The organism is Lysinibacillus sp. LK3, assembly GCF_001043675.1.
GTDB classification, from domain to species: Bacteria; Bacillota; Bacilli; order Bacillales_A; family Planococcaceae; genus Lysinibacillus; species Lysinibacillus capsici.
Genome location: NZ_LDUJ01000001.1, coordinates 260,239 through 284,508 on the forward strand (window position 1 = coordinate 260,239; position 24,270 = coordinate 284,508).

Sequence of the window (24,270 nt, forward strand, 5' to 3'; positions counted from 1 at the left end):
AGATGCAAGAAAATTTAGTGCAAAAAATTGTGGAAGAAGTTCTGCAACAAGTCTTAAAAAATCAATCTTCCCCTCCACATGACGGTAAAATTCCGATTGGTGTATCTGCCCGCCATGTCCATCTTGCACAAGCAGAAGTTGAACAGCTCTTTGGTGAAAATTATCAGCTCACACCGAAATTCGAGCTTTCACAGCCAGGGCAATTTGCTGCGGAGGAAACTGTAGTAATTGCAGGTCCAAAAGGGTCAATTGAACGCGTGCGTATTCTTGGTCCCGCTCGTTCCTTATCGCAAGTGGAAGTAAGCTGGACAGATGCTATGAAATTAGGTCTGAAGCCACCATTAAGAATTTCTGGTGATATTCAAGGTTCCAGCCCTGTTACATTAATTGGTCCAAAGGGAAGTGTTGTGTTAAATGAAGGCCTCATTATTGCACAGGCACATATTCATATGTCCCCAGCGGATAGTGCGAGATTCCAAGTCGTAGATGGGCAATCTGTCCAAATTAAGGTAGAAGGTATTCGCCCAATTATTTTATCGAATGTGGTTATCCGTGTTTCAGAGCGCTATCGCTTAGAAATGCATATTGATACAGATGAAGCAAATGCAGGGTTAATTCAGCAAGGAACGCTTGCAGAAATCGTGCATCATCAAGTAAGTGAACCTATGATCACTGTGAAAGAGCAGTCGCCAGTCGTACAGAAAGTAGAGCAACCGTCCGTCTATCATTATGACAAAAAGCTACTTTCACAAATAGAAGTGCTCGATATCGATGCACAAGAAATTGTCGTTCCAAAGAAAACCATTGTGACAGCATTGGCTTATGATAAGCTGCGAGAGTTAAATAAAACATTAACGATTCGTTCAGAGTAGTTAGACAATGTGTGTCGCATAAAGAGGGTGAAGTTCATGCAAATGGGAAGAGTGATAGGCAGTGTATGGGCAACACGCAAGGAAGAGGGACTGAATGGTTTAAAGCTACTAATCATTCAACCTATTGATTCCAATCAACAGCCGATTCGCACAGAAATGGTTGCAGCTGATCGTATAGGAGCGGGTATTGGTGATGATGTCCTGATTACAAGTGGTGGGTCATCTCGCTATATTATGAAAGATAATCCGTTACCGATTGATGCAGTTGTCATTGGTATTATTGATTCTACGGAAGTAATGAGAGGTGAGGACAATGAGTAGCGCAATTGGAATGATCGAAACAAAAGGATTAGTAGGCTCTTATGAAGCTGCTGATGCGATGATTAAAGCGTCAGACGTCACAATCGTCAAACAAGAGTTTGTGGATGGTGGCATCGTGACGATTGTCGTAAAGGGTGACGTAGGTTCTGTACAAGCTGCAGTAGAGGCTGGAAAAGCAGCAGCTATGCGTGTTGGTGAATTATTAGGCGCTCACGTCATTCCGAGACCTGATGAAGATGTCTTTAAAATGATTAAAGGACCAGAGGCACCAAAGAAAAAGGCTGTCTCTGCACCAGCAGCAACCCGTGCTAAAAAAACAACAGAAACAACATTGGCGACAGATAATCGAGGTGAGGCATAATGGCATTTCGTAAAAATAAAATCGCTGTTATTGGAGCAGGCCACACTGGTGCCACACTGAGTTTATTTTTAGCACAGAAAGAATTAGGCGATGTAGTGCTTGTTGATATTCCAGAAGCCGAGAACCCGACAAAAGGGAAAGCTTTGGATTTGCTACAAACAGGCCCCATCGAAAAATTCAATGTGTCCATTAAAGGCACGAGTCAATATGAAGATATCGCAGGCGCGGATATTGTTGTCATTACAGCAGGTATTCCACGTAAACCAGGGATGAGTCGTGATGACTTAGTCACAACAAATGCTAAAATTATTCAACAGGTTTCAAGACAAATTAAACACTATGCTCCAAATAGTATTGTTGTTGTGTTGAGTAATCCTGTTGATGCCATGACGTATGTGTGTCATAAGGAAACAGGCTTTGCCAAAAATCGTATCATCGGTCAATCTGGTGTGTTAGATACAGCTCGCTTCAACACGTTTGTGGCGCAGGAGCTTCACATTGCACCAGAGGATGTATCAGGCTTCGTCCTAGGAGGACATGGCGATGAAATGGTTCCATTAATCCGTTATTCCTATGCAGGAGGCATTCCATTAGAGAAACTAATTCCTCAGGAACGACTACAGCAAATCGTGGAGCGTACGCGTAAAGGCGGCGGTGAAATTGTTGGCTTACTAGGTAATGGTAGTGCCTACTATGCTCCAGCCGCAGCGTGTGCCCAAATGGTTGAAATTATTATCAAAGATCAACGAAAAATTATCCCTTCTATTGCCCTATTAGAAGGAGAATATGGGTACCACGATCTCTTTTTAGGGGTACCAACTATTTTAGGTGGCAATGGCATCGAATCTGTCATCGAATTGCACCTTACAAATGAAGAACAAACAGCCCTTCAGCACTCTGCAGAGGCTGTGAAACAGGTAATTGCTATTTGCCAAAACATTGAATAGAGTAAACAGACTCTATTTTTCAATGGATCGAAAGGATCCCCAACTTTCTTTCCAATAAAACTTCATGATAGCTCAAAAAATGTTTGATTGGAAACCGAACATGACTTGAAGGCTAGTATAAATCCCCAATTATATAGAAAGCTCTCCTCTAGTTATGGGAGCAGAAACTGTAGCAGACTTAAAGTTTGCTGCAGTTTTTTTATTCACAACTTATATCATAAAAAAAATTATCGCCTCTACTATAATGAAATTAGGAGGGATGTGGATGAACAACATTGTACAGGAGATGATTGATTGGATTGAGCTTCATCTATTAGAAGGATTTTCATTAGAGCAATTAGGAAAGGATATAGGTTATTCTCCTTATTACTGTTCTTTTAAATTCCATCAGACGACAGGGATGACGATTAAAAAATATAGATCACTACGTAAAATTTATCTTTCTACTATTGCATTAAAAGATCCCCAAAAGAAAATAATCGACATCGCCTTTCACTACGGCTTTTCATCGCAGGAATCCTTTTCTAGAGCTTTTAAAAGGTATTTTGGTATAAGTCCGAATGATTACAGAAAGTCTCCTCAACCTTTACAAACCTTTGTAAAGTTGAGATTACAGGATGATGGAGGATGGTTGACGATGGATATTTCTCAGAAATTAAAAATTGAAGCATTACAAGAGAAGATTAATGCGCAATACGATCAAGAGCTATTGAATGTATTAAATGGTCAAATGATGTATGAGGAGTTCGCAAAACAAAAATTAATGGGCAACAGTGATTACGTTCCTTTCAATGAAGCGATGTGTGCGAATCCAACGATTAGTCCGATTTTCAGTGAAGAATTTAATAAACTGCGTGCTATAGGGCATGAGGTGTCTTTACAGCAATATGAGCAGGTGACATTGAAGCCGTTGAAGCCATTGTTAACAAATGACTATAAATGTATTGTTTTATGGTTTGGAGATGATATGTTTTGTCAGATGAATTTATTGACCGTCCTTGCTTTCCTAGAGCAACAAAGTTATCAAGGCAAAGTCTATTATTATATGGTCAAGGAAATGACCTATGATGTGGAAGAAACAGAGATAGAACTTGGACCGTATGGGGAGGTCTATCAAGAGGTCTTAATGCACCATCGTCTACCCAAGACAACGTTTATACCTGTCATGTATCAGGGCATTCAATTATTTTTCAGCTATTTAAATGAAGAGAATGAGATCACTACGTATATAAAAAAACACCTCAATCTATCTCAAAATGACCTGTTAAAGCAATTGTTTTCCCTATTTCCACACTATGGATTAGGGGATAGACAATACATCAAAATAATAGAGAAGTTAAAAAAGGAATATTCTGAATAATTATCCTAGAAAGTCCGCAATATACAAAATTTTCGAAAATATGATAAACTTATAACGTGAAAAGGAGGATGAATGCATGACTGTTCAACAATTTACAGACTATGTGAAGAAAATGCAGCATTATGAGGAAGCGCTCAATGTGATTTATTGGGATATGCGGACGGGTGCACCGAAAAAGGGGTTAGCACAACGTTCTGAGGTAATTGGTACATTATCAGCCTCCTTATTTGATATGCAGACGAGTGAGGAACTAGGAGAGCTTCTAGCAGCATTAGAGGCACAAAAAGCTGATCTTGACTATGTAACACTACGTTTAGTAGAAGAAGTAAGAAAGAATTACGATCAAAATAAAAAAATCCCTGCGAATGAATATAAAGAATTCGTCATTCTTCAATCGAAGGCAGAAACGGCTTGGGAAGAAGCGAAGGCGACGAATAATTTTGCTCTATTCCTACCATACCTAGAAGAAATCATACAATGGCAGAAAAAATTCATTCAATATTGGGGCATTAAAAATGGATCTCCATACAATACATTACTAGATTTATATGAGCCAGATATGACAACAGATGTCGTAGATCAAGTATTTGGTGAATTACGAGAGTCTATTGTGACGCTTGTTCAAAAAATTGTTCATTCATCGAATAAACCCGATACTGCAATGTTATTTAAGCATTTCCCGCGTGAGGCACAGCGTGAATTATCGTTAGAATTGCTTGCTCAGCTCGGCTATGACTTCGATGCTGGTCGCTTGGATGAAAGTGTTCATCCATTCATGATTGGCTTAAACTATGGTGATGCGCGTATTACGACGAAATATGATGAAAATGATTTCCGTTCAGCTATTTTTGGCACAATTCATGAGTGCGGTCATGCGATGTATGAGCAAAATATTGATGAGAAACTTGCAGGACTGCCATTAGCGACTGGTACATCGATGGGGATTCATGAATCACAATCATTATTTTATGAAAACTTTGTCGGCAGAAATGAAAAGTTCTGGGAGCATAACTACGGACGTCTTCAGCATTTTTCACCAGCTCAATTTGGTGATGTAGCGTTAGCCGATTTTTTACGTGCCATTAATATGGTAGAACCATCATTGATTCGCATTGAAGCAGATGAACTAACATATCCATTACATATAATGATTCGCTATGAAATTGAACGTGACCTGTTCAATGGGGATTTACAGGCGAAGGATCTACCACAGTTATGGAATGATAAATATGAGGAATATTTAGGTATTCGTCCTGAGACAGATGCACAAGGAGTGCTACAAGACATGCATTGGTCAGGTGGTATGTTTGGCTATTTCCCATCCTATGCATTGGGGATGATTTATGCAGCACAGTGGAAGCATGCGATGGACAAGGATATTCCTAATTTTGATGAATTACTAGAAAAGGGAGAGCTACTACCTATTCGTGAGTGGCTAACTGATAAAGTTCATCAATATGGGGCATTGAAAAAGCCATTTGAATTGCTGAAAGAAGCGACAGGGGAAGGCTTAAATGCTAAGTACCTAGCAAACTATTTACAAGAAAAATATACGAAACTCTATCAATTATAAAGTGAAAAAAGCGATTTCTCGTTACAGAGAAATCGCTTTTTTATAGGAAGATGCGTTTGGATGCTTACCACAATTGATAGCCTTTGGAGCCGGCTGGTGAGTTTGAAATAATATCGATAATTGGTACTGTGTAAGCGAATAAAATTAAGGCTACTAAAATAACAAGCCAGATTTTAAAGTTTTCTAAAATAGCTGGTGTTGGACCGCTAAGCTCATGTACATCACCTACAGGGAATTCTTCGTCACCTTTAGGTGCGAACCAAGCTAATTTCACGACGATATAAATGATCACTAGGATGGCGATAAAGAGGATTGTTCCACCCACAGCTTGCGCGATTTGATAAGGAATCCAATCGTAAGCCTGCTGAGCGCCACCATATTCTGAGTAATCTGAGCGACGAGGCGCACCAATTAGACCAGCAATATGCATTGCAGAAGACATAATCGTCATACCAGTAGCCCATAAGATACCAGCGAAATTACTAAGATTATTTAAAGACTTCGAAAGTGTACGACCTGTTAAATGTGGAATTAACCAGAATGCCGCACCGAAGTAAGTTAAAACAACAGCTGTTGCAATCGTTAAATGAAAATGCCCTGTAACCCAAATGGTATTATGAATTAATTGGTTCATTTGATAAGAGGCATTGACAATACCGCCTGCACCCCCTGGAATAAATGACACCATACCGATAAATGGTACGAAGAAACGAGCATCCTTCCAAGGTAATTTTTTAAACCAACCAAATAGTCCTTTGCCACCTAATTCACGTCCGCGTAACTCGAACATTGCAAACATCGAGAAGGCTGTCATGAGAGAAGGTACGATAACAGCAAATGTTAAAACAACTTGAATGAACTTCCATGTACCATCAATACCAGGCTCTGTTAACTGATGGTGAATCCCAACAGGAATAGAGAAGAGTAAGAATAGCATAAACGAAAGTCTTGCTAAAGAATCGGAGAAAATTTTCCCGCCAATTACTTTTGGAATAATCACGTACCACACCATATAGGCAGGTAATAACCAGAAGTATACGAGTGCATGACCAAAATACCAGAAAAGGGTACGCGATAATGCCACATCGACACGTTCAATTAAACCTAAGGACCATGGTAATAATTGAATTAAAACAGAAGCTGCAACACCAAGCGTTGCCACGAACCACATTAAATTATTAACAACTACCATAAATGATAGTAACGGACTGCGTTGTCCACTCGCTTTATTTTCCTTGCGCCACTGGACATAACGTAAAATTTGACCTGCGCCGCCAACCCAAGAACCAACAACGACTAATGTAAGACCTAAATAGAAAATCCAATGTGCCTTTAATGGTGCATAGAATGTATAAAGAACAGTTGCTTTATTCAATAACACCATCGTTGCGGCAGCAGCTGTACCAATCGTCATTAACCAGAAACCAATCCAGCCAAGTCTTCTCTGAGTATCAGTGAACGTACCAGATGTTCGACTTACACTTGCAATTTGGAAGCCGTAAATAAAGAATGTAGTTAATATAAGACCGAGTAATACACCATGAACTGTTAATACTTGATAATAACCAATGCCTGCTGGTAATGTAAATTGACCAGAACGTACAAAAACCTGTAATAAACCTGCAAGACCACCTAATAACAATGCGATAAATGCCACGTAAATATGTGCCATTGCTAGCTTTGCATCTCGACGATCCACTTTTGTCATTGAATTAGTGTGACTCATTTGAATCCACCACCTTTAGCATAGAGTGCATCATCGTATGTCCTGTACCACAATACTCATTACATACGATTAAAAACTCGCCGACCTTATTGACTTCTGTTACATATTCCGAAATATAGCCAGGCTCAAGCATCATATTGATATTCGTACCTGCAACCTCAAAACCATGCATAACATCCTCGCTTGTCGCGATAAATTTCACTTTTGCACCAAGTGGAACCTCAATTTGTGGAGGATTATAATTGAATGCAGAAGCAACTACTACCACTTCGTAATCCCAATCTTTACCTTCAACCTTATGGACACCTGGATTATCAAAAGGCGCTGTCTCTTTCACTTTCTCGTAATCTAGTGTTTTTTTACCATTGTTTGGATGGGAGCCTTGATGAAATGCTCCGATACCGAGAATGATCAGGAATGCCACTAAAGTGGTAACTCCAAACACAAGCCAGTATTTCTCATACTTATGTATGTGCATATATTTCTGTCCCTTCTTCGTAGATTAAAACCGTCCAATGAACAAATCGAAGCAGTACACCCAAAGTAAAATGATGATAATACCTACTCCAAAAACTGCATAGAGTGAACCTTTTAAATTTTCATCTGACTTCTTTTTATTTGCCATTTTTGCTCCTCCTACGCTTTTTATTGTTGTGTTTCTTACAGTCATCATATAAAAATCCCCTGCATTTTGATGTGAAAAAAATCACACTTCTAGAGGGATTATGTGAAAAAAGTGTGAAGAATTACGAAGAAAAAAAAACAAGCCATCTCAAAAGTCATTGAGATAGCTTGTCACCGTACTATATTTTGCTTAATTTTAGTAAAAATAAAAGATTGGTAGGAAAGTACATTCTTTTTTGTGCGAATGATAAATCTTTTGCATGTGTGCTGTCTGTTTGAGCATACAATGTCTTATTTGGAACATTCCTCAAATCTTGTTTTCTATTCTTCTTCCTCAATCGTTAATAGAACTGTTAGGGCACCGACGCTTGGGACCGAAACTGGGAGAGCAAATGCCTTTTCAAAGCCATATAATTTTGTATTGCCCACCATCACCGTTGGCGGAGTGATATCAATTTCTAAGCTTTCTTGCCCAACAGCTGTACATAAATTTCCTGCAATCATGTTACCAAATTCCCCTGTAAAGGATTCTAGCATTTCTCCTTCAAGCGGCATACCGAACATGGTACTACCGATCCCGCTGAACACTTCGGGAGAGGAGTCAATGATGACGCGTCCCTTTAAATCTCCGATTAAGCCAATTAATACGCCCATTTGTTGTTGTTGAAAGGGTTCAGAAATAATACTAGGCGACTTTACTTCTATATCCATAGGAAGAATGGTTTTTAAAGCGTGAATTGTCCCGTTTAAAATAGTTTGAAAGTACTTCGAATTACTCATCATTACCGCATCCTTTTTCCGACTTTTCTACATCTTACCATGTAAAAAGGGTAAGATGAAAGTATGTCTTGACGAATTCACATGAAATTTATAATATATTAATGAGAATGATTTTCAAATTCAATGTAAACGTCTGAAAACTTAACGAAAAATAACTAAGAAGGAGCGGTTCGCAATGACATTCGTATTGATTGGAGCAGCTGTAGTGATCTATATTGGAGTTGGAAAATACGTCATGAACCAGGCAACTGCACATTTGAAATAAGAGCTAAACAAAAGGGTATGAAGCTGCTATGCTTCATACTCTTTTTCATGTTGTTAAAAAAGAAAATAGCACGTGCAGAAAAGGGCTTTAGCAAGGCGAGAGGTCATTCATGTATTTTCACTTACCCTCTAGAATCTGATCAGTAACACTAATCTCCTAGGAATGACGCTGTCTCCGCTTCAATTAATTAGGCTACAAAATTTTCTTCCATATTACCAATAGTGTAGGGAAAGAATCTCCTCTTTTTTACATGTTTTTGTTCGTGGGAAATATTTGTTTTTTCAGAAATCTATTGTAAAATGAAGCAAACCTTTAAGGTTATTTAAAGAAATCAGGTGACAAATATGACAAAAATATTAGTAACAGGGTTTGAGCCATTTCTTGATTATAAAATAAATCCAACGATGCAAATTGTGGAAGAATTAAACGGAAAGAAAATAGATTGCTATGATATCGTCGGACGAATTCTATCTGTAGATTTTCAGCAATCAGCGGAGCAATTAAAACACCATATAGAAGAAGTGAAACCACAAATCATTATTTCATTAGGATTGGCTGCAGGACGTTTTAAAGTAACACCAGAGCGCATTGCTATTAATGTGAAAGACGGAGAGCCTGATAATAATGGCTATACACCAGTTGATGAGCGTATCCATGAGGAGGGGGCAGATGCTTATCTAACAAACTTACCAATTCGCAGTATGGTAAATCGTTTGCAGGCAGAAGGATATCCAGCGGAAATCTCTAATACAGCGGGTACATACTTATGTAATAACATTATGTATGAGGGGCTCGCTTATGCACAGCAACATGAAGGGGTTCGTGCTGGCTTTATTCATATTCCAGCATCATTTGAGCTGGCCATCCAACATGGCAAAATTCCCGGCTGGAGTATTAGAGATTTAGTAGCTGCGGTACAGCTTTGTATTGAGGAGACGGCACGTGCAACCAATCATTGATTTTCCGCATTCCATGTGGATTAGTCAACATACTATTCGTTTTGCATTCAAAGAGGAAATTTCTCACTCAAACTTTCACGCGGTCCAAGCGTTCAATCGGTTTCTGAAACAGCAGCTCCAGCATCACCTAATTGAAAGTGTTGCAAGCTACCATACAGTAACAGCTTATATTAAACAAAAAATAGATATTGAACGTTTAAGGACGCAGTGGCTTGAGATGCAAGCCTCCACAACAATTGATAAAGGAACGAATCGACTTTTAAAAATACCCGTCTGCTATGATGAGGAATTTGCTTTAGATCAAAAGCGTGTCATGGATTTCACAGGTTTACCTTTTGAGGATATTAAAACTTTGCATATGTCTAAAAGCTATTATGTTTATTTAATCGGCTTTTTACCAGGCTTTCCTTACTTAGGCGAGCTTGATGCTAAATTATTTGTGCCCCGCTTACAGAAACCAAGGGCATCTGTATCAGCAAGCTCTGTTGGGGTTGGAGGTGGACAAACAGGCATCTATCCTGTTGATTCACCTGGAGGCTGGAATATTATAGGGAAAACACCTTTGGATTTATTTGATGCTCATGGCAAAGAGCCATTTTTATTTGAACTTGGTGATGAAGTTCAGTTTTATGAAATAACCAAAGAGCAATTTTGGGAAATGAAAAGCAAAGGAGTGTAGCAATTGAAGCCACTTCTGCTCGTAACAAAACTAGGGGTGTATGGTAGCTTACAAGACAAAGGAAGGTTCGGCTATCGGGCATTTGGTATTCCGCTATCTGGACCAATGGATCACCGATCGTTTCAAGCAGCTCAAAGAATCTTACAGCACCACCATGATCAAACGTCTTTTGAAATGTTTGTGGGTGGTTTTGAATTTGAGGCGCTTGCTGATGGTGTTTATGTATTAACAGGGGGGCATAGTACATGCTTGGTTAATCATGTACCAATTGAAATGTGGAAAACTTTCCATTTAACGAGGGGAGATAGATTATCTATCAAGGGTGTCCATCAGGGCTCTATTGTTTACTTAACTCCATTAGGAGGTTTTCGTACAAATGATGAGCTTGGTAGCCAATCCTACCTTCCACTTGGGAATTTGGGAACATGCATTACAAAAGGAAGTATTTTATATGGGCAGGTATCATCATCTTTAAAATATAATAGAGGGCTATATGCACCCTATCGTCCGCGTTTTGACAGTTCGATTACGGTTCGACTGTTTAAAGGGCCGCATTTCCATTTATTTGCTGAGGAGAGTCAGCGACAATTTTTACAAGATCCTTTTCAATTTATCGGCGGTAATCGTATGGGCTACTACATCAAAGGACCTACCTTACAACTTCAGGAGATGAAGGATATTCTATCAGAAGCTACACAGTTCGGAACAATCCAAGTGCCTCAAAGTGGTAATCCCATTATCCTAATGGCTGATGCTCAAACAGTAGGAGGCTATCCTATTATTGCAACAGTTCATGAAGAAGATTTACATAAAGTAGCGCAAATGCGTATGTTTAACACAATTCACTTTGTACTGGAGGAAACATGATGTCAATTGATATCAATTGTGATCTGGGTGAAAGCTATGATGCTTTTTTCGCGGGTAAGGACGAAGAACTATTAGACTATGTAACTTCCATCAACATTGCATGTGGCTATCATGCGGGTCATCATTCAATCATGCATCAAATTGTACGCAGCGCCATTCGTAAAAACGTTCACATTGGTGCACATCCAGGCTATCCCGATCGAGAGGGATTTGGTCGCCGTAACATGGAATGTAGCCCAGCTGAAATTTACGATATGATGGTTTATCAAATTGGTGCCTTACAAGCATTTGTACAGATTGAAAATGGTATGCTTCATCATGTTAAACCACATGGCGCACTCTATAATCAATGCGCGAATGATCGTGAAAAAGCGTTAGCTGTAGTCAATGCAGTGTATGATCTTAATCCGCAGCTTATTTTATATGGCTTATCTGGTAGCCTCATCGTAGAGATTGCTAGAGACCAAGGGCTTCAAGTATATGAGGAGGTTTTTTCGGATCGACGCTATAACGAAGATGGCACATTAGTGAACAGACAGGTGCCAAATGCCTTCATACAATCGGAAGAGGAAATGCTAGTGCATGTAAAAGGAATTTTGACTGCGAATGAAGTGATGTCGGTCCAGTCCAAAAAAATTAAAGTGGCAGTCCAAACCTTATGTATACATGGAGATGGCCCACATGCGCTAGACTATGCGAAAAAAATTGCAGGTCTTAGAAAGCAATTACAATAAAATGTAAGAATGGATGCCCTAAATAAGGCATCCATTTTATTTAGATTGTTGTCACTAGCTCCACAGCTTCTAGCACAATTGGCGTACCAGCAGAAAGTGTACCTGTGACAGTATTGAACGTTATTTCAGTTGTAGAAACTGTATAGGCACCACCCTCCTGAAGAACACCATTGATATATAAGTTATAGTAACCATTTGCGACTTCTGGGAATGCTGTTGCGGCTGTACCGCTATCATTTAAAAACGTTGTTGCAGCGACTGTCGTGCCATCTGCAATGACAAGGGGTGCAGCTAAGACGTTAAAAAACCTTGTAGAACTACCTGTAACATTGACGTGAATATTAATAATGGAAAGTGCCACCCAATTCACCTCCTTTCATTTCCTTTATTTCGTTGTAAAGCCTAGCGATTCAATAATAATGGGTGTTCCTCTATACAATGTCGCATTATAAGGTACGATTGTCAGGGAGGCTGGGGTTACCGTATAAATACCGCCTTCCTGCATTACTGCATTAATATAAAGGTTAACGTAACCATTAGGTGAAAAAATTGTAAACTCAGTAACGGAATTTGCTTCATCATTCCAAAAGAGATCGGCTGGAAGAGTTGCCCCATTCGATAGATCAAGATCAGCTGTAACGATATAAAAATATCGTTGGATCGTTGGTATAATCATACCTTCAGGGACTATTTCAGGAGGATCCATGGGTATTCCGTTTGTTGCTTTTATACGGGGCCAGATAAATCGATCCTCACAGTTACATGAACAATACTTTTCAATGATTTGATGAGACTTAGGATTAATCATATGGCATCACACTCCTTTCATAAAAAATATAACTTTGCCCCGAATATGCTTACTATAAAATATGAAGTAAATATAAAAAGAACTAGTTGACAATCTATCATTTGGCATAGATTTTTTGTATAAACATGTTTTTGTAAGGATGGAAACGTTGGCATATATGCTTTAAATTAGTGTTATACTTTGCTAGTTGAATAAGGTAGAATACTAATTATGAATAATTAATGAAAAAGGGGTTACTGGTTTCATGAAAGATTTTGAACAACAATTGGAGGGGCTATTAAAGCAAGCCTCTTTGCAATACATAATTTATCAGCATAATGGTGATACAGAGCGCATGGATAAAACATCACTTTTTGCTCGAAAAATTCAGCAAAAAGAGTATGTGATTGGCTTTGCAGGCCATTTCTCTGCAGGGAAGTCAAGTATGATTAATGCGCTGTCTGGTGAAAATCTACTAGCATCTAGTCCAATTCCAACAAGTGCGAACATCGTCAAAGTTCATAAATCAGAGGAAGACTATGCAATTGTTTATATGCACAATGAAAAGCCCGTAAAATTTGAGGCTGGCTATGATTTTAAAACAGTAAAAGAGCTAAGTAAAAATGGGGATTTAGTGTCACAGATTGAGATTGGACACAGTGCCTCTACACTACCACTAGGTGTTACTGTAATGGATACGCCAGGGGTAGACTCCACAGATGATGCACATCGCATGTCAACGGAATCAGCATTACATATTGCCGATATCGTATTTTATACAATGGACTACAACCATGTGCAGTCGGAATTAAATTTCCAATTCACAAAGCAATTAATGAAATATAATCCAAATGTTTATTTAATTGTCAATATGATTGATAAGCATAAGGATAATGAATTGAGCTTCGAAGAATTTAAAGCAACTGTTCATCAGTCCTTTGCAGCATGGGGTGTTGTACCGAAGGGTGTTTTCTTTACATCATTAAGAGAGCCAGAGCATCCACATAATGATTTTGAGGCAGTAAAGAAAATCGTGATGGACAGTATGAATGACTGGCAGGAGCAGCTTGTGCAAACAGCTACGAATACATTGCGTTTATTGCAAAGCGAGCATGACAATTATTTAATGGAAGAAAGACAGGATCGTTTAGCAATTGATGAAGAAATTTTAAGTGCGGATGACTGGGCACATCATCAAGATATTTTAGAGCAATACAATAAATTAAATCGTCAGGTTGAATTATTTTCAGTAGAAGCTTGGAACGAAACGTTTGAGGAGCAACGTAAGGAGTTGCTCGCGAATGCTGCAATTATGCCAGCTGATTTACGCGATCACTTACGCCTTTATTTAGAAAGCATGCAGGAAGGCTTTAAAGTTGGAGGGCTCTTTACTGCAAAGAAAAAAACAGAGGAAGAGCGAAACAGACGTAAAGAAAATGCGTATAGTGCCTATCAAAATGTGGTCCATGCACAAATCACGGGGCATTTAAAAGGTCTTATGAAAAAGGCATTGAAGGACGTTGGTGCATTAAATGAGGAACGTGCCGCTGCTATTGATGCCTATGTATTTGACTTACCTTTTTCATTGATTGAGCAGCAAGTTCAAACAGGCGCTATTTTAACAGGTGATGCTGTGTTAAACTTCGCTAACCGTATCGCAGAAGCAACAAAGCGCTATTTCATTCAGGAGACAGATAGCTGGAAAAATGCGCAAGCGACAACTCTTGAAGCTGTAGCAACAGAAACTGCCGCACCATCAAAATTAAAAATGGCGGGTATGCAGGACAAAGTAGATGCCATTAATGCGGTCCTTGAAATTGAAGGCTATCAGCAATATAGTGCAAGCACTATGCATCAAGCGAGCAATGAAATTCGTAAAGTTGCCAATCAACAGCTTACAAATTGGGAACAATCATTTAAGCAAGATTTAGCAGAAATTCGTCTATTTGACGAGTCCATGTTGCAGCCAAAAGAGCAAATCATCCAACAAGAGGAAGCTCAGCAAGCTACTAGTGCAACGACTCTACCAATCGATGGTGTGATTAATCGTGCACTCCATACTGCCAATGCAGTCAAAGAGGTGCAAGGCTTTGCTGAAGTAGCCCAATACCTTGAAAATAAAGTAGAACGACTACAGAAAAAGGATTTTACCATTGCATTGTTTGGCGCATTTAGTGCTGGGAAATCTTCCTTCTCAAACGCTTTAATGGGAGCCAAGGTGTTACCTGTATCACCAAACCCAACAACTGCGGCCATCAATAAAATTCGTCCAGTTACACCTGAACACCCACATGAAACAGCGGATGTACAGCTTAAAACTGCGGAACAAATGCTAGAGGATATTCAAGGCTCCTATGCGGCGATTGGTTTGTCTGTATCGACATTGGAGGAAGCCTATAATCGTGCTGATGAAGGGCTTGCAGTGCAGTTAACGGACGAACGCTTAAATGTTCATAAATCATTTATTCGTGCCTATAAAGAAGGCTATCCAACCTTTAAGTCTGAGTTTGGTTCTATCCTCCGCGTAGACCGTGAAGAGTTTGAAAAATTTGTAGCACAAGAAAATAAATCTTGCTTTGTTGATAATATCGACTTCTATTATGATAGTCCATTAACACGTATGGGCGTGACACTTGTTGACACGCCAGGAGCGGACTCTATTAATGCCCGCCATACAGGCGTAGCATTTGAATATATTCGTAATGCTGATGCCATCCTATTTATTACGTACTATAATCATGCCTTTGCCAAAGCTGACCGAGAGTTTTTAATTCAACTTGGTCGTGTGAAGGATGCATTTGAGCTAGATAAAATGTTCTTTATTGTCAATGCAATTGATTTGGCAACAACGGGTGAGGAACAGGAAGATGTAAAAGGCTATGTACGCTCAGAGTTACAACGCTTTGGCATTCGCTTCCCAAGACTATATGGGGTATCTAGTCTTTTAGCGTTGAAGGAAAAGGTAGAAGGTGCCGATTTAACATCAGGTATGCCACCATTTGAAAAAGACTTCCATACATTCTTAAATGATGAATTGAGTGCATTAGCCGTTCAAGCTCTTGCAGAGGAAGTTGATAAAACAGAGCAACGTTTGGCGGATTTAATTGCCCAAACAGAGGAAAACTTAAAACGTAAAGATGAGCGACTAGAGGAATTAGCAACACTTGAACAACATATTCAATCGAAGTTCAGTGTGCTGAATACGAGCATGTTAGAGAGTGAAACAAAGCAGGAGCTTGATGAGCTACTCTATTATGTTCTTCAGCGTGTTTATTATCGTTACCCTGAGTTCTTTAAGGAAGGCTACAATCCTTCTACCTTTGCTGCAATGCCCGCACAGCAAGCGTTGGAGCATGCATTAAAAGAAGTGATGCAAAGCTTGCGTTTTGATTTTACTCAAGAAATGCGTGTAACAAACTTCCGTTTATCGCAATTCATTAGCAAAAAGATGCAACAACGTTTTAAAGATGAAGTGCGCGAATTGAAAGAGTTAAATCGAAGCTTCTCATTCCTAGCCTTTGAATCCTCTGAGCCAAATTTATTGGATTTTGAAGGACCGTTTGCGGATATTTCCAAATATGCTAGCGTAAAATCTCATTTCCGCAATCAAAAAGCTTTCTTTGAAAAGAATGAAAAAGTGAAGCTAAGTGAGGCACTAGAAGCTGTAACAAAGCCAGATGCACAAGACTATTTAGATGCACAGAAAGTTTCTCTCATGACATGGGCGATTACGTTTATAGCAGAGGAAGCCGAAAAATTACGTTACTATATTTATCATCAAGCGCTTGAACAAATTGACACAGAAAGATTAGCCTTACAAGAAGAGAGTCGTTTAGCTTCTTGGAAAGCGATTTACGCACAATTACAATACGCATGAGGTGATTCTAATGGGAAAAGTATTCAAATCAGTGGATGAAATTCAGTATGATGGCGTCCGTTTTATCGATGCTCGTTTCGATCTTCAGGACAAAGAGGCTGGCAAAAAAGCATTCGAGGAAGGTCATGCTACTGGTGCTATCTATATTGATTTAGAACAGCAGTTATCGGATATGGACAGCAAAGAAGGTCGTCATCCAATGCCAAGCAAAGAAAAATTGGCATCCGTTTTTCAAGAACTAGGATTACGGTATGAAGATCAGATTGTAGTTTATGACCAAGGAGCAGCTCCATTTGCCCCACGTGCCTGGTGGATGCTAACATATGCTGGTTTCCCAAATGTAGTGATTGTCAACGGAGGTGCCCCTGCGCTAGAGGCAAAAATTCCTTTTACCAAGGATATTATTAAATATCCTCCAACTATCATTGAGTTTGATTGGAAAGATGAGCTTTATGCACCACGCCAAGCCGTAAAAGCCATTGTAGATGGAGAGGTAAAAGCTACTTTACTCGATGCCCGCGCTGCTGAAAGGTATCGAGGAGAAGTAGAGCCTTTGGATAAAGTAGCAGGTCATATCCCAACTGCGAAAAACTTTGACTGGGAGCAATTGAAGTCAAATGGTCAACTAAAGGCAAACGATGCATTACGTCAAAAAGTTACACCTGATGAACAGGTTGTGGTTTACTGTGGCAGCGGCGTAACCGCCTCTCCACTTTATGCCGTATTAGCAGATGAAGGCTATGACAACATCCAATTATATGTAGGTAGCTTCAGTGATTGGATTACAGAATATGACGTGGAAAAAGGCACAAACGAATAAAAAGAAACGCTCACTTCGGTGGGCGTTTTTTTATAGTGCGGTGGATAGAGCGTAAAGTAGAGGTTAGAATTTAATGTAGCGGATAACCTGTTCAAAGTGGCGGATAAGAAAGAAAAAGTGGAGGATAGAACGTTCAAAGTGACGGATAAAATTTAATGTAGCGGATAACCTGTTCAAAATTGCGGATAAGAAAGAAAAAGTGGAGGATAGAACGTTTAAAGTGACGGATAAAATTTAATGTAGCGGATAACCTGTTCAAAGTGACGGATAAAAATGAAAAAGTGAAGGATACCCCTTTTAAAGTAGGGGATAGAATTTTATACTTGATCAAAAAATCCATCAAAGTGGAGAGAGCATGCTCAGGTAGTAATACATAAAATGAGAAAATTTCTGTTTTGCAAAGCTAAATTGCATAGTTTAAGAGTCTAATAGATAAAGGGGGGAGCGGATGGTGGCTCAGGTATTGCAGCTTAAATTAGGGACGACGAAAACCATTTTGTATCGTGCATTAAAAAAATTAAAGCAGGCACTGGAACAGGAGGGGCAAGGGTGAACGATCTAAAAAAGCAGATGGATCAAATAGACATTCCAGAATCGTTACATCAGCGTAGTCTACAAGGTATTGAACAAGCAACAAAAGAGCAGCATAAGCCTTTGAACTGGGTACCTAAAGGCTTGACTGTTGCTGTAGCACTTGCAACGGGTGGATTTGTGGCATTCATGGTGGGGGAACAACACGTAGATAATGATCGGGCTAGTGCGTTAATGTCACAATTAGATCATTTATCTTCGCCAATATACTGGATTTTGGCTATTTTGTGCGTATGCATCATACTGTACATCTCTAGGAAAAAGCTTAAAGTTGGCGCTGATCAGAAAAAGACGATTGGTGTTGCCATAGTTTTGATTTTACTGATCGGTAACAGTACGATTTTTTTACAACATCAATTCATAAAACCGATAGTGGTTCCTGCTGCAATTGAAGTTACAGATAGCTTACAGAATGCTTTAGAGGTACGCTATATTACAAACAAAGATGACCATCGATATGTGAAATATTTACAGGCAGAAGACGTGCAATTACCAATAGTATATGATCAAACAGAGCAAGCAAATCTAGTCAATGGCTTTTATTATCCATTGGATACTTCTCAAGATTTACGCTATCAAAATATTCGATTAGCTTTTTTTCAGTTTGATTTAAACACGATGAAAAAAGTGATGGCAAGTAAAACTATTTATCTTGTATTAAATGACGGGGTGAAATTACCTGCCCCAATTCATTTTACGAGGGAAACCTTCATTGATGAAAATCAGATTATGAATCATAGCTATAGTCAGTCAAAACATGATTCGGAACAAATCATATCATTTACCCTTCAGCAGGATGCAGTTTTTGATGCATTTTATGTTCCAGCTACATTAGAGGATAAAATACTGTTGAAAGAATGGCGATTAAACGATCAGCGCTATACAGCAAGTGATTTTCCTTTTTCAGTGACGAAAGGTCAACGCTTGGAGCTGACTATTCAATTGAAGGAAGCTCCTTTAGATATCAATACGTCCATAGGTTTTAGTGGCCCCGATGGTTATTTAACTAAAAGAGTATATTCGCAAGCGTATTTTACGTCGAATTTGGTGAAAAAGGTGCGTGAAAACAATGAGTGAATCTAAACAACAGGTAAAACTTTTACAATGGTTTGCAGTGGCGCTCTTTTTTCAATTTATCTATTTAAATCTTTTTAAATACGCTAATCTTCTACAAGATATCCTTGTTTATGGGGCCTATTTAAAAAGTCTTTCATTCTATAAAGAAAAAACACCTATCAGCAAATATATGGCTTGCGCTATGATTCTTGCCTTGATGAGTACTTTCTTTTCTTCATATCTTCTCTTCTATTGGAGTACGGTTTTAATTCAAGGAATTAAATTGCTGATCATAATGGAATTTGGAAAAATTTTATTAAGCATTGAACAAAAACACGATATACAGGGTTCCACTACAAGAGTGATGAAAAAATATATAGCGATTACCTTTGCTGTCATTATAAGTTGGACGCTGTTAATGAATGTTACAAATGATTGGCAGATGGGATTATTGTTCCTAGGCGCATTGCTTTTATTGGCTGTAAATATACGATTATTTCTTCATGTGTTAGCACTTCGTAAACATGTAAAAAACAAATCCTTTGTTGTTACCTACTTACAAAAATGACTCACCATTCATTTTATGCTACACTTTTTGTACAAGGGGCAAAGGGGGAGCAGGATGTTTAAACGGGAGAAAAGTATCGAGATTCAGCATCATCGCGGTGTACAATGTGCGCATGGGAAAGTTGCGGTGCAGGGGGTTGGTATGAGTGTGTACAGTTTTTTTGTGGATGGGTTACTAATTGATACAGGTTCCTACTCACTATCGCAGGAATTTCAATCCTTTTTTAAGGGTATACCTATAGAGCAATTGGCATTAACGCATTCACATGAGGATCATGCAGGAAATGCAGCGTGGATTCAACATCATAAGAATGTACCTATTTATATTCATCGTGATTCAGTCAATCTTTGTGCTGAAGATGGAGACTATCCACTCTATCGTCAGGCATTGTGGGGGGAACGACCCGCGTTTGTTGCCCAACCATTTGGTCAAACCTTACAAACGAACGCAGCAACATGGGATGTTATTGAAACACCTGGGCATACTACAGATCATCTTTCTTTTTACAATCGGGAAACAGGCGCTATGTTTACAGGTGATTTGTTTATCCAGCCAAAGACAAAGGTTGTGCTTGATGAAGAAAACATTGTTCATACTTTGGCGTCTTTAAGGAAAATAGTAAACTATGATTTCGATGTCGTCTATTGCTGTCATGCAGGCTTTATAGTGGATGGTCGAACGAAAATACAAGAAAAAATTGCTTATTTGGAAGACATGCAAGGAAAAGTGAAGCAATTATTTATGCAAGGTTATTCTGTTGAGGAAATCACCAAAACCATTTTTCCTCGTGATTATCCGATTACAAAAGTTTCGGGAGAGCAATGGTCTTCCAAGCATATCATCACGGCCTTTATTAATCATTTTACCGAAGAGTCCTTTATATAGGGCTCTTTTTTGTCTTGTTAAGAATTTCACAAATACTTTGATCTGTATAATAAAAAACTTTGTGAAAAAATGTGAATAAATTGTGACGAAGTCAATCAGGGTAATGGATGCGCTTACAAAAGTTTGTGAAAAAATTCTCATTTACATAAGAAAAATACTATGTGAAAAGTTGAACAGGCTAAATGGCTCTATGTGTACACTTTATAATGTGTTAACAATCGCATTAATTATCTTAAAATAATTGATTGTGAAACGTTTAATTTGACAGAAAAATGTAATGGAAGTCATTAAACATTGAATTATTGAAGTTAAAAATAAATTGACAGAAAATTCGTTGACTATATTTTCACAAAGTATTATGATTCTGAAATATAATAAAAAATCAAAGGGAAAAGGATGGGATGGAATGGACGTAATGAAAAAGGCTTTAGAAATGCATGCACACTATAGCGGAAAATTAGAGGTGAGCTCAAAGGTACCTGTACAAGATTCCTATGATCTTAGCTTGGCTTATTCACCGGGGGTAGCAGCGCCATGTGTGGAGATTGAGAAAAATCCTTCGCTTGTGTACGACTATACAATGAAGGGTAATATGGTAGCTGTTGTGTCGGATGGGACAGCGGTTTTAGGGTTAGGAGATATCGGACCGAAAGCGGCATTACCTGTAATGGAAGGGAAGGCGATTTTACTAAAGCGTTTTGCCAATGTTGATGCTTTTCCAATATGCTTAGATACAAAAAATACGGATGAAATCGTCAGCATTGTGAAGGCGCTTGCCCCGACATTTGGTGCGGTAAACTTAGAGGATATTTCAGCACCAAGATGCTTTGAAATTGAAGATCGCCTACGTCAAGAATGTGATATTCCAGTTTTTCATGATGATCAACATGGAACAGCGATTGTTGTAGGAGCAGCAATGATTAATGCCAATCGTATTGTGAAAAAGGATATTGCAACGATGAAGGTTGTGATTAACGGTGCTGGTGCTGCAGGCATTGCGATCTTACGTATACTTGTGCAAATGGGCTATAAGAATATTTATATGTGCGATACAAAGGGTATTATTTATGAGGGTCGTACAGAGGGGATGAATCCGATTAAAGAAGCGGTTGCTCATTTGACGAATCCAGAGAAGCAACATGGTACACTAGAGGATGCACTAACAGGTGCAGATGTCTTTATTGGAGTTTCTGTAGCCAATCTATTAACGGAGGCACATATTGCGTCCATGAATGAAAATCCAGTTGTCTTTGCCTTAGCCAATCCAAATCCAGAGATCACGTATGAAAATGCCAAAGCTTGGGGGGTACGTGTTATGGGAACGGGCCGTTCAGATTATCCAAATCAAATTAATAATGTTCTTGCATTCCCTGGTATTTTCCGTGGTGCTTTAGATGTGCGTGCTACGGATATTAATGAGTCGATGAAGCTAGCTGCTGTAGAAGCGATTGCCTCCCTTGTGAGTGATAAGGAGCTAAAGGAAGAATATATTGTTCCTAAGTCTTTGGACGAACGCGTTGTGGCAATCGTCTCACGCGCAGTAAGTGGGGCAGCTGTAGAATCTGGCGTATCTGAGCTATTCCAGCAAAGTACAGCACTATCTGTTTAATAAAATTGAATAGGGAATTAGAACAGATAGGGAAAAGTGTATTGCTTTTCTCTATCTGTTTTTTATCAAATATGCTCGAAATTTGTTGTTTTTTGGTGTTTTATGTAATAAAATGATTAAGTAAAATGGAATGTTTTGCATAGTTGATTGAAGAGAAGAAATACTTATTGACGACAGATTTAGGTTAAAAAATAAGTCTTAAGTCCATTTAAAATTGAAAGAAGTGATGAGGGAAAATGACATCAATCGTACAATTTCGATCTATTAAAACGAAGCTAATCGCTTTTTCATTGCTGCTTTTAATGATTCCGTTACTTATCTTAGGTTTTATAAGCTATCAGCAAAGTAAATCAAACCTAGAAACAGTAGGGAAAGAAAATCTAAAAAATAGTGTCGAAATGACGATTGCTATGATTGAGCAATTCAATCAAGAGGTAGAAGCAGGCAATTTATCATTAGAGGAAGCTCAGGAAAAAGTAAAGATTGCTATTTTAGGAGAAAAGGATAGTGAAGGAAAGCGACCGATTAATAAGGACATTAAACTTGGCGACAATGGTTATATTTTTGTCGTTGACCAAAAAGGGATGTCCGTTGCCCATCCAAATATAGAGGGTACGAGTGTTTGGGATGAAGAGGATGATAAAGGCGTTAAGTACATACAAGAAATCATTGCTAAAGGGAATGAAGGTGGTGGATTTGTTTCATATTCGTGGCCGTTACCCAATTCAGGTCAATTAGAGGACAAAGGGGTTTATGCAGAAACAGATCCATATTGGGGTTGGGTCATTGGTGCGAGCACCTATTTAATGGACTTCAATAAACCAGCACAAAGTATTCTTAAGATAACACTTATAGTAATTGGCTTGGCCATTATTGTGGGGATATTGATCATTTGGCAATATGCGAGTAGTATGACAAAGCCTATTAACCAAGCGGCTCAAGCGATGGAGCGTTTTGCAGAGGGAGATTTATCTCAAGAAAGTATGGCTATACGTTCAAAAGATGAAATTGGAAAACTGGCAAACGCCATGAATCAAATGCAAATAAGGTTGAAGGATATGATTCATAATATTGCCCAAGCATCAGACTTAATTAATACATCTAGTAAAGAGCTAACGCATTCAGCAAATGAAGTCAATATGGGAGCGGAGCAAGTTGCGATTACGATGCATGAATTAGCATCGGGTGCTGAGGGACAAGCTCACCATTCTAGTGCATTAACTTCATTAATGGAGCGCTTTACAGCAGATTTACAGGAAACGAATCAGCATGGTGCACATATTCATCAATCTTCAGTAGAAGTTTTAACATTAACGAATGAAGGAAGTCAGCTAATGACATCCTCTAATTCTCAAATGGAAAAGATTGATAGCATCGTGCAAAATGCCGTTGAGAAAGTGAAAAAATTAGATGCTCAAGCACAGGAAATTTCTAAATTAGTCGTGGTCATTAAGGATATTGCAGATCAAACGAACCTGTTGGCTTTAAATGCTGCGATTGAAGCGGCAAGAGCGGGAGAGCATGGCAAAGGATTTGCTGTAGTGGCAGATGAAGTACGTAAGCTTGCAGAACAAGTAGCCTTTTCAGTAAACGATATTACATCCATCGTCACGAATATTCAGCAAGATTTTGATGTTGTCACGAACTCTTTAGAGGATGGTTACCAAGAAGTAAAAGAGGGAACGAATCAAATAAAAGCTACTACTGAAACATTTAACACGATTAGCCACTCCATTAATGATGTAGTGGAGAGTGTCCAATTAATTTCAACGAATTTATCGAAAGTTACAGAAGATGGCCATAAAATGAATAACTCTATTCAAGAAATTGCTGCGGTGGCAGAGGAATCTGCTGCAGGGGTCGAGCAAACAACAGCTACGACAGAAGAGACAAGTAGCTCAATGGAGAATATGGCTGGAAAGTCTGCTCAACTATCAGAATTAGCATTACAATTGAAAGCTCTCATTGCTCAATTCAAACTATAAAAAACATCTCCCACTCTCTTAAAT

At 38.8% G+C, this 24,270-nt stretch carries 23 protein-coding genes; 17 read left to right on the forward strand and 6 right to left on the reverse strand.

Annotated features, from left to right (window positions below):
• Positions 1 to 2: 2 nt before the first annotated feature.
• The 6 genes from VK91_RS01210 (at position 3) to VK91_RS01235 (ending at position 5,434) form a co-directional block, all read left to right on the forward strand.
• Positions 3 to 872 (forward strand): phosphate propanoyltransferase, encoded by an 870-nt coding sequence (locus VK91_RS01210; protein ID WP_009370493.1) that lies wholly within the window; start codon positions 3 to 5, stop codon positions 870 to 872.
• 36 nt (positions 873 to 908) lie between these two features.
• A complete protein-coding gene (locus VK91_RS01215) occupies positions 909 to 1,193 on the forward strand; it encodes a EutN/CcmL family microcompartment protein (protein ID WP_004269324.1) in 285 nt (94 codons plus the stop codon).
• Complete coding sequence (locus tag VK91_RS01220; RefSeq protein WP_048390006.1) at positions 1,186 to 1,554, forward strand: BMC domain-containing protein; 369 nt, start codon at positions 1,186 to 1,188, stop codon at positions 1,552 to 1,554. The genes VK91_RS01215 and VK91_RS01220 overlap by 8 nt, the downstream gene beginning before the upstream one ends.
• Positions 1,554 to 2,501 carry a malate dehydrogenase gene (gene mdh / locus VK91_RS01225; protein WP_048390008.1) on the forward strand — a complete coding sequence of 316 codons (948 nt, stop codon included), beginning with the start codon at positions 1,554 to 1,556 and terminating at the stop codon, positions 2,499 to 2,501. Before VK91_RS01220 ends, mdh begins: the two co-directional genes overlap by 1 nt.
• Positions 2,502 to 2,766: 265 nt before the next feature.
• Positions 2,767 to 3,861 (forward strand): AraC family transcriptional regulator, encoded by a 1,095-nt coding sequence (locus VK91_RS01230; RefSeq protein WP_048390010.1) that lies wholly within the window; start codon positions 2,767 to 2,769, stop codon positions 3,859 to 3,861.
• A 76-nt stretch (positions 3,862 to 3,937) separates the two neighbouring features.
• Complete coding sequence (locus tag VK91_RS01235; RefSeq protein WP_048390012.1) at positions 3,938 to 5,434, forward strand: carboxypeptidase M32; 1,497 nt, start codon at positions 3,938 to 3,940, stop codon at positions 5,432 to 5,434.
• Positions 5,435 to 5,498: 64 nt separating this feature from the next.
• Here the strand turns inward: VK91_RS01235 and VK91_RS01240 are convergent, their stop codons facing one another.
• The 4 genes from VK91_RS01240 to VK91_RS01250 form a co-directional block, all read right to left on the reverse strand.
• Positions 5,499 to 7,160: a b(o/a)3-type cytochrome-c oxidase subunit 1 gene (locus VK91_RS01240; RefSeq protein ID WP_048390013.1), complete on the reverse strand. Its 1,662-nt coding sequence runs from the start codon at positions 7,158 to 7,160 to the stop codon at positions 5,499 to 5,501.
• Positions 7,147 to 7,638, reverse strand: a complete 492-nt coding sequence (locus VK91_RS01245) for a cytochrome b5 (protein WP_004269330.1) — start codon at positions 7,636 to 7,638, stop codon at positions 7,147 to 7,149. The genes VK91_RS01240 and VK91_RS01245 overlap by 14 nt, the downstream gene beginning before the upstream one ends.
• 24 nt (positions 7,639 to 7,662) lie before the next feature.
• A complete protein-coding gene (locus VK91_RS23145) occupies positions 7,663 to 7,785 on the reverse strand; it encodes a hypothetical protein (protein ID WP_009370491.1) in 123 nt (40 codons plus the stop codon).
• A 320-nt stretch (positions 7,786 to 8,105) separates the two neighbouring features.
• On the reverse strand, positions 8,106 to 8,564 hold the full coding sequence (locus VK91_RS01250) for a chemotaxis protein CheX (RefSeq protein WP_048390015.1): 459 nt from the start codon (positions 8,562 to 8,564) through the stop codon (positions 8,106 to 8,108).
• A 609-nt stretch (positions 8,565 to 9,173) separates the two neighbouring features.
• Between VK91_RS01250 and pcp the strand changes: the two genes are divergently transcribed.
• The 4 genes from pcp to VK91_RS01270 are packed head-to-tail and all read left to right on the forward strand — an operon-like array spanning position 9,174 to position 12,068.
• The gene (gene pcp, locus VK91_RS01255) at positions 9,174 to 9,788 is read left to right on the forward strand and encodes a pyroglutamyl-peptidase I (protein WP_048390017.1); all 615 of its coding nucleotides are present in this window, start codon (positions 9,174 to 9,176) and stop codon (positions 9,786 to 9,788) included.
• Positions 9,772 to 10,467, forward strand: coding sequence for a 5-oxoprolinase subunit PxpB (gene pxpB, locus VK91_RS01260; protein ID WP_048390019.1), 696 nt, complete (start codon positions 9,772 to 9,774; stop codon positions 10,465 to 10,467). The genes pcp and pxpB overlap by 17 nt, the downstream gene beginning before the upstream one ends.
• Before the next feature lie 3 nt (positions 10,468 to 10,470).
• The gene (locus tag VK91_RS01265) at positions 10,471 to 11,334 is read left to right on the forward strand and encodes a biotin-dependent carboxyltransferase family protein (protein ID WP_048390021.1); all 864 of its coding nucleotides are present in this window, start codon (positions 10,471 to 10,473) and stop codon (positions 11,332 to 11,334) included.
• Positions 11,331 to 12,068 (forward strand): 5-oxoprolinase subunit PxpA, encoded by a 738-nt coding sequence (locus VK91_RS01270; RefSeq protein ID WP_369700585.1) that lies wholly within the window; start codon positions 11,331 to 11,333, stop codon positions 12,066 to 12,068. The genes VK91_RS01265 and VK91_RS01270 overlap by 4 nt, the downstream gene beginning before the upstream one ends.
• Positions 12,069 to 12,108: 40 nt before the next feature.
• On the opposite strand, the gene VK91_RS01275 is transcribed toward VK91_RS01270, so the two are convergent.
• Positions 12,109 to 12,429: a DUF4183 domain-containing protein gene (locus VK91_RS01275; RefSeq protein ID WP_048390025.1), complete on the reverse strand. Its 321-nt coding sequence runs from the start codon at positions 12,427 to 12,429 to the stop codon at positions 12,109 to 12,111.
• Between the two features lie 24 nt (positions 12,430 to 12,453).
• The gene (locus VK91_RS01280; protein WP_048390027.1) at positions 12,454 to 12,876 is read right to left on the reverse strand and encodes a DUF4183 domain-containing protein; all 423 of its coding nucleotides are present in this window, start codon (positions 12,874 to 12,876) and stop codon (positions 12,454 to 12,456) included.
• 244 nt (positions 12,877 to 13,120) lie between these two features.
• Between VK91_RS01280 and VK91_RS01285 the strand changes: the two genes are divergently transcribed.
• The 7 genes from VK91_RS01285 (at position 13,121) to VK91_RS01315 (ending at position 24,246) form a co-directional block, all read left to right on the forward strand.
• A complete protein-coding gene (locus VK91_RS01285) occupies positions 13,121 to 16,732 on the forward strand; it encodes a dynamin family protein (protein ID WP_048390030.1) in 3,612 nt (1,203 codons plus the stop codon).
• Positions 16,733 to 16,742: 10 nt separating this feature from the next.
• Complete coding sequence (locus VK91_RS01290; protein ID WP_048390032.1) at positions 16,743 to 17,552, forward strand: sulfurtransferase; 810 nt, start codon at positions 16,743 to 16,745, stop codon at positions 17,550 to 17,552.
• Positions 17,553 to 18,101: 549 nt separating this feature from the next.
• The gene (locus tag VK91_RS22985; RefSeq protein ID WP_231595542.1) at positions 18,102 to 19,220 is read left to right on the forward strand and encodes a hypothetical protein; all 1,119 of its coding nucleotides are present in this window, start codon (positions 18,102 to 18,104) and stop codon (positions 19,218 to 19,220) included.
• Positions 19,213 to 19,767 carry a hypothetical protein gene (locus VK91_RS01300; protein WP_048390033.1) on the forward strand — a complete coding sequence of 185 codons (555 nt, stop codon included), beginning with the start codon at positions 19,213 to 19,215 and terminating at the stop codon, positions 19,765 to 19,767. The genes VK91_RS22985 and VK91_RS01300 overlap by 8 nt, the downstream gene beginning before the upstream one ends.
• Before the next feature lie 54 nt (positions 19,768 to 19,821).
• Entirely contained in the window at positions 19,822 to 20,652 is an 831-nt protein-coding gene (locus VK91_RS01305) for an MBL fold metallo-hydrolase (RefSeq protein ID WP_048390035.1), read from the forward strand.
• A 406-nt stretch (positions 20,653 to 21,058) separates the two neighbouring features.
• On the forward strand, positions 21,059 to 22,261 hold the full coding sequence (locus VK91_RS01310; RefSeq protein ID WP_048390037.1) for an NADP-dependent malic enzyme: 1,203 nt from the start codon (positions 21,059 to 21,061) through the stop codon (positions 22,259 to 22,261).
• A gap of 236 nt (positions 22,262 to 22,497) precedes the next feature.
• Positions 22,498 to 24,246: a methyl-accepting chemotaxis protein gene (locus tag VK91_RS01315; RefSeq protein ID WP_048390039.1), complete on the forward strand. Its 1,749-nt coding sequence runs from the start codon at positions 22,498 to 22,500 to the stop codon at positions 24,244 to 24,246.
• Positions 24,247 to 24,270 lie beyond the last annotated feature (24 nt).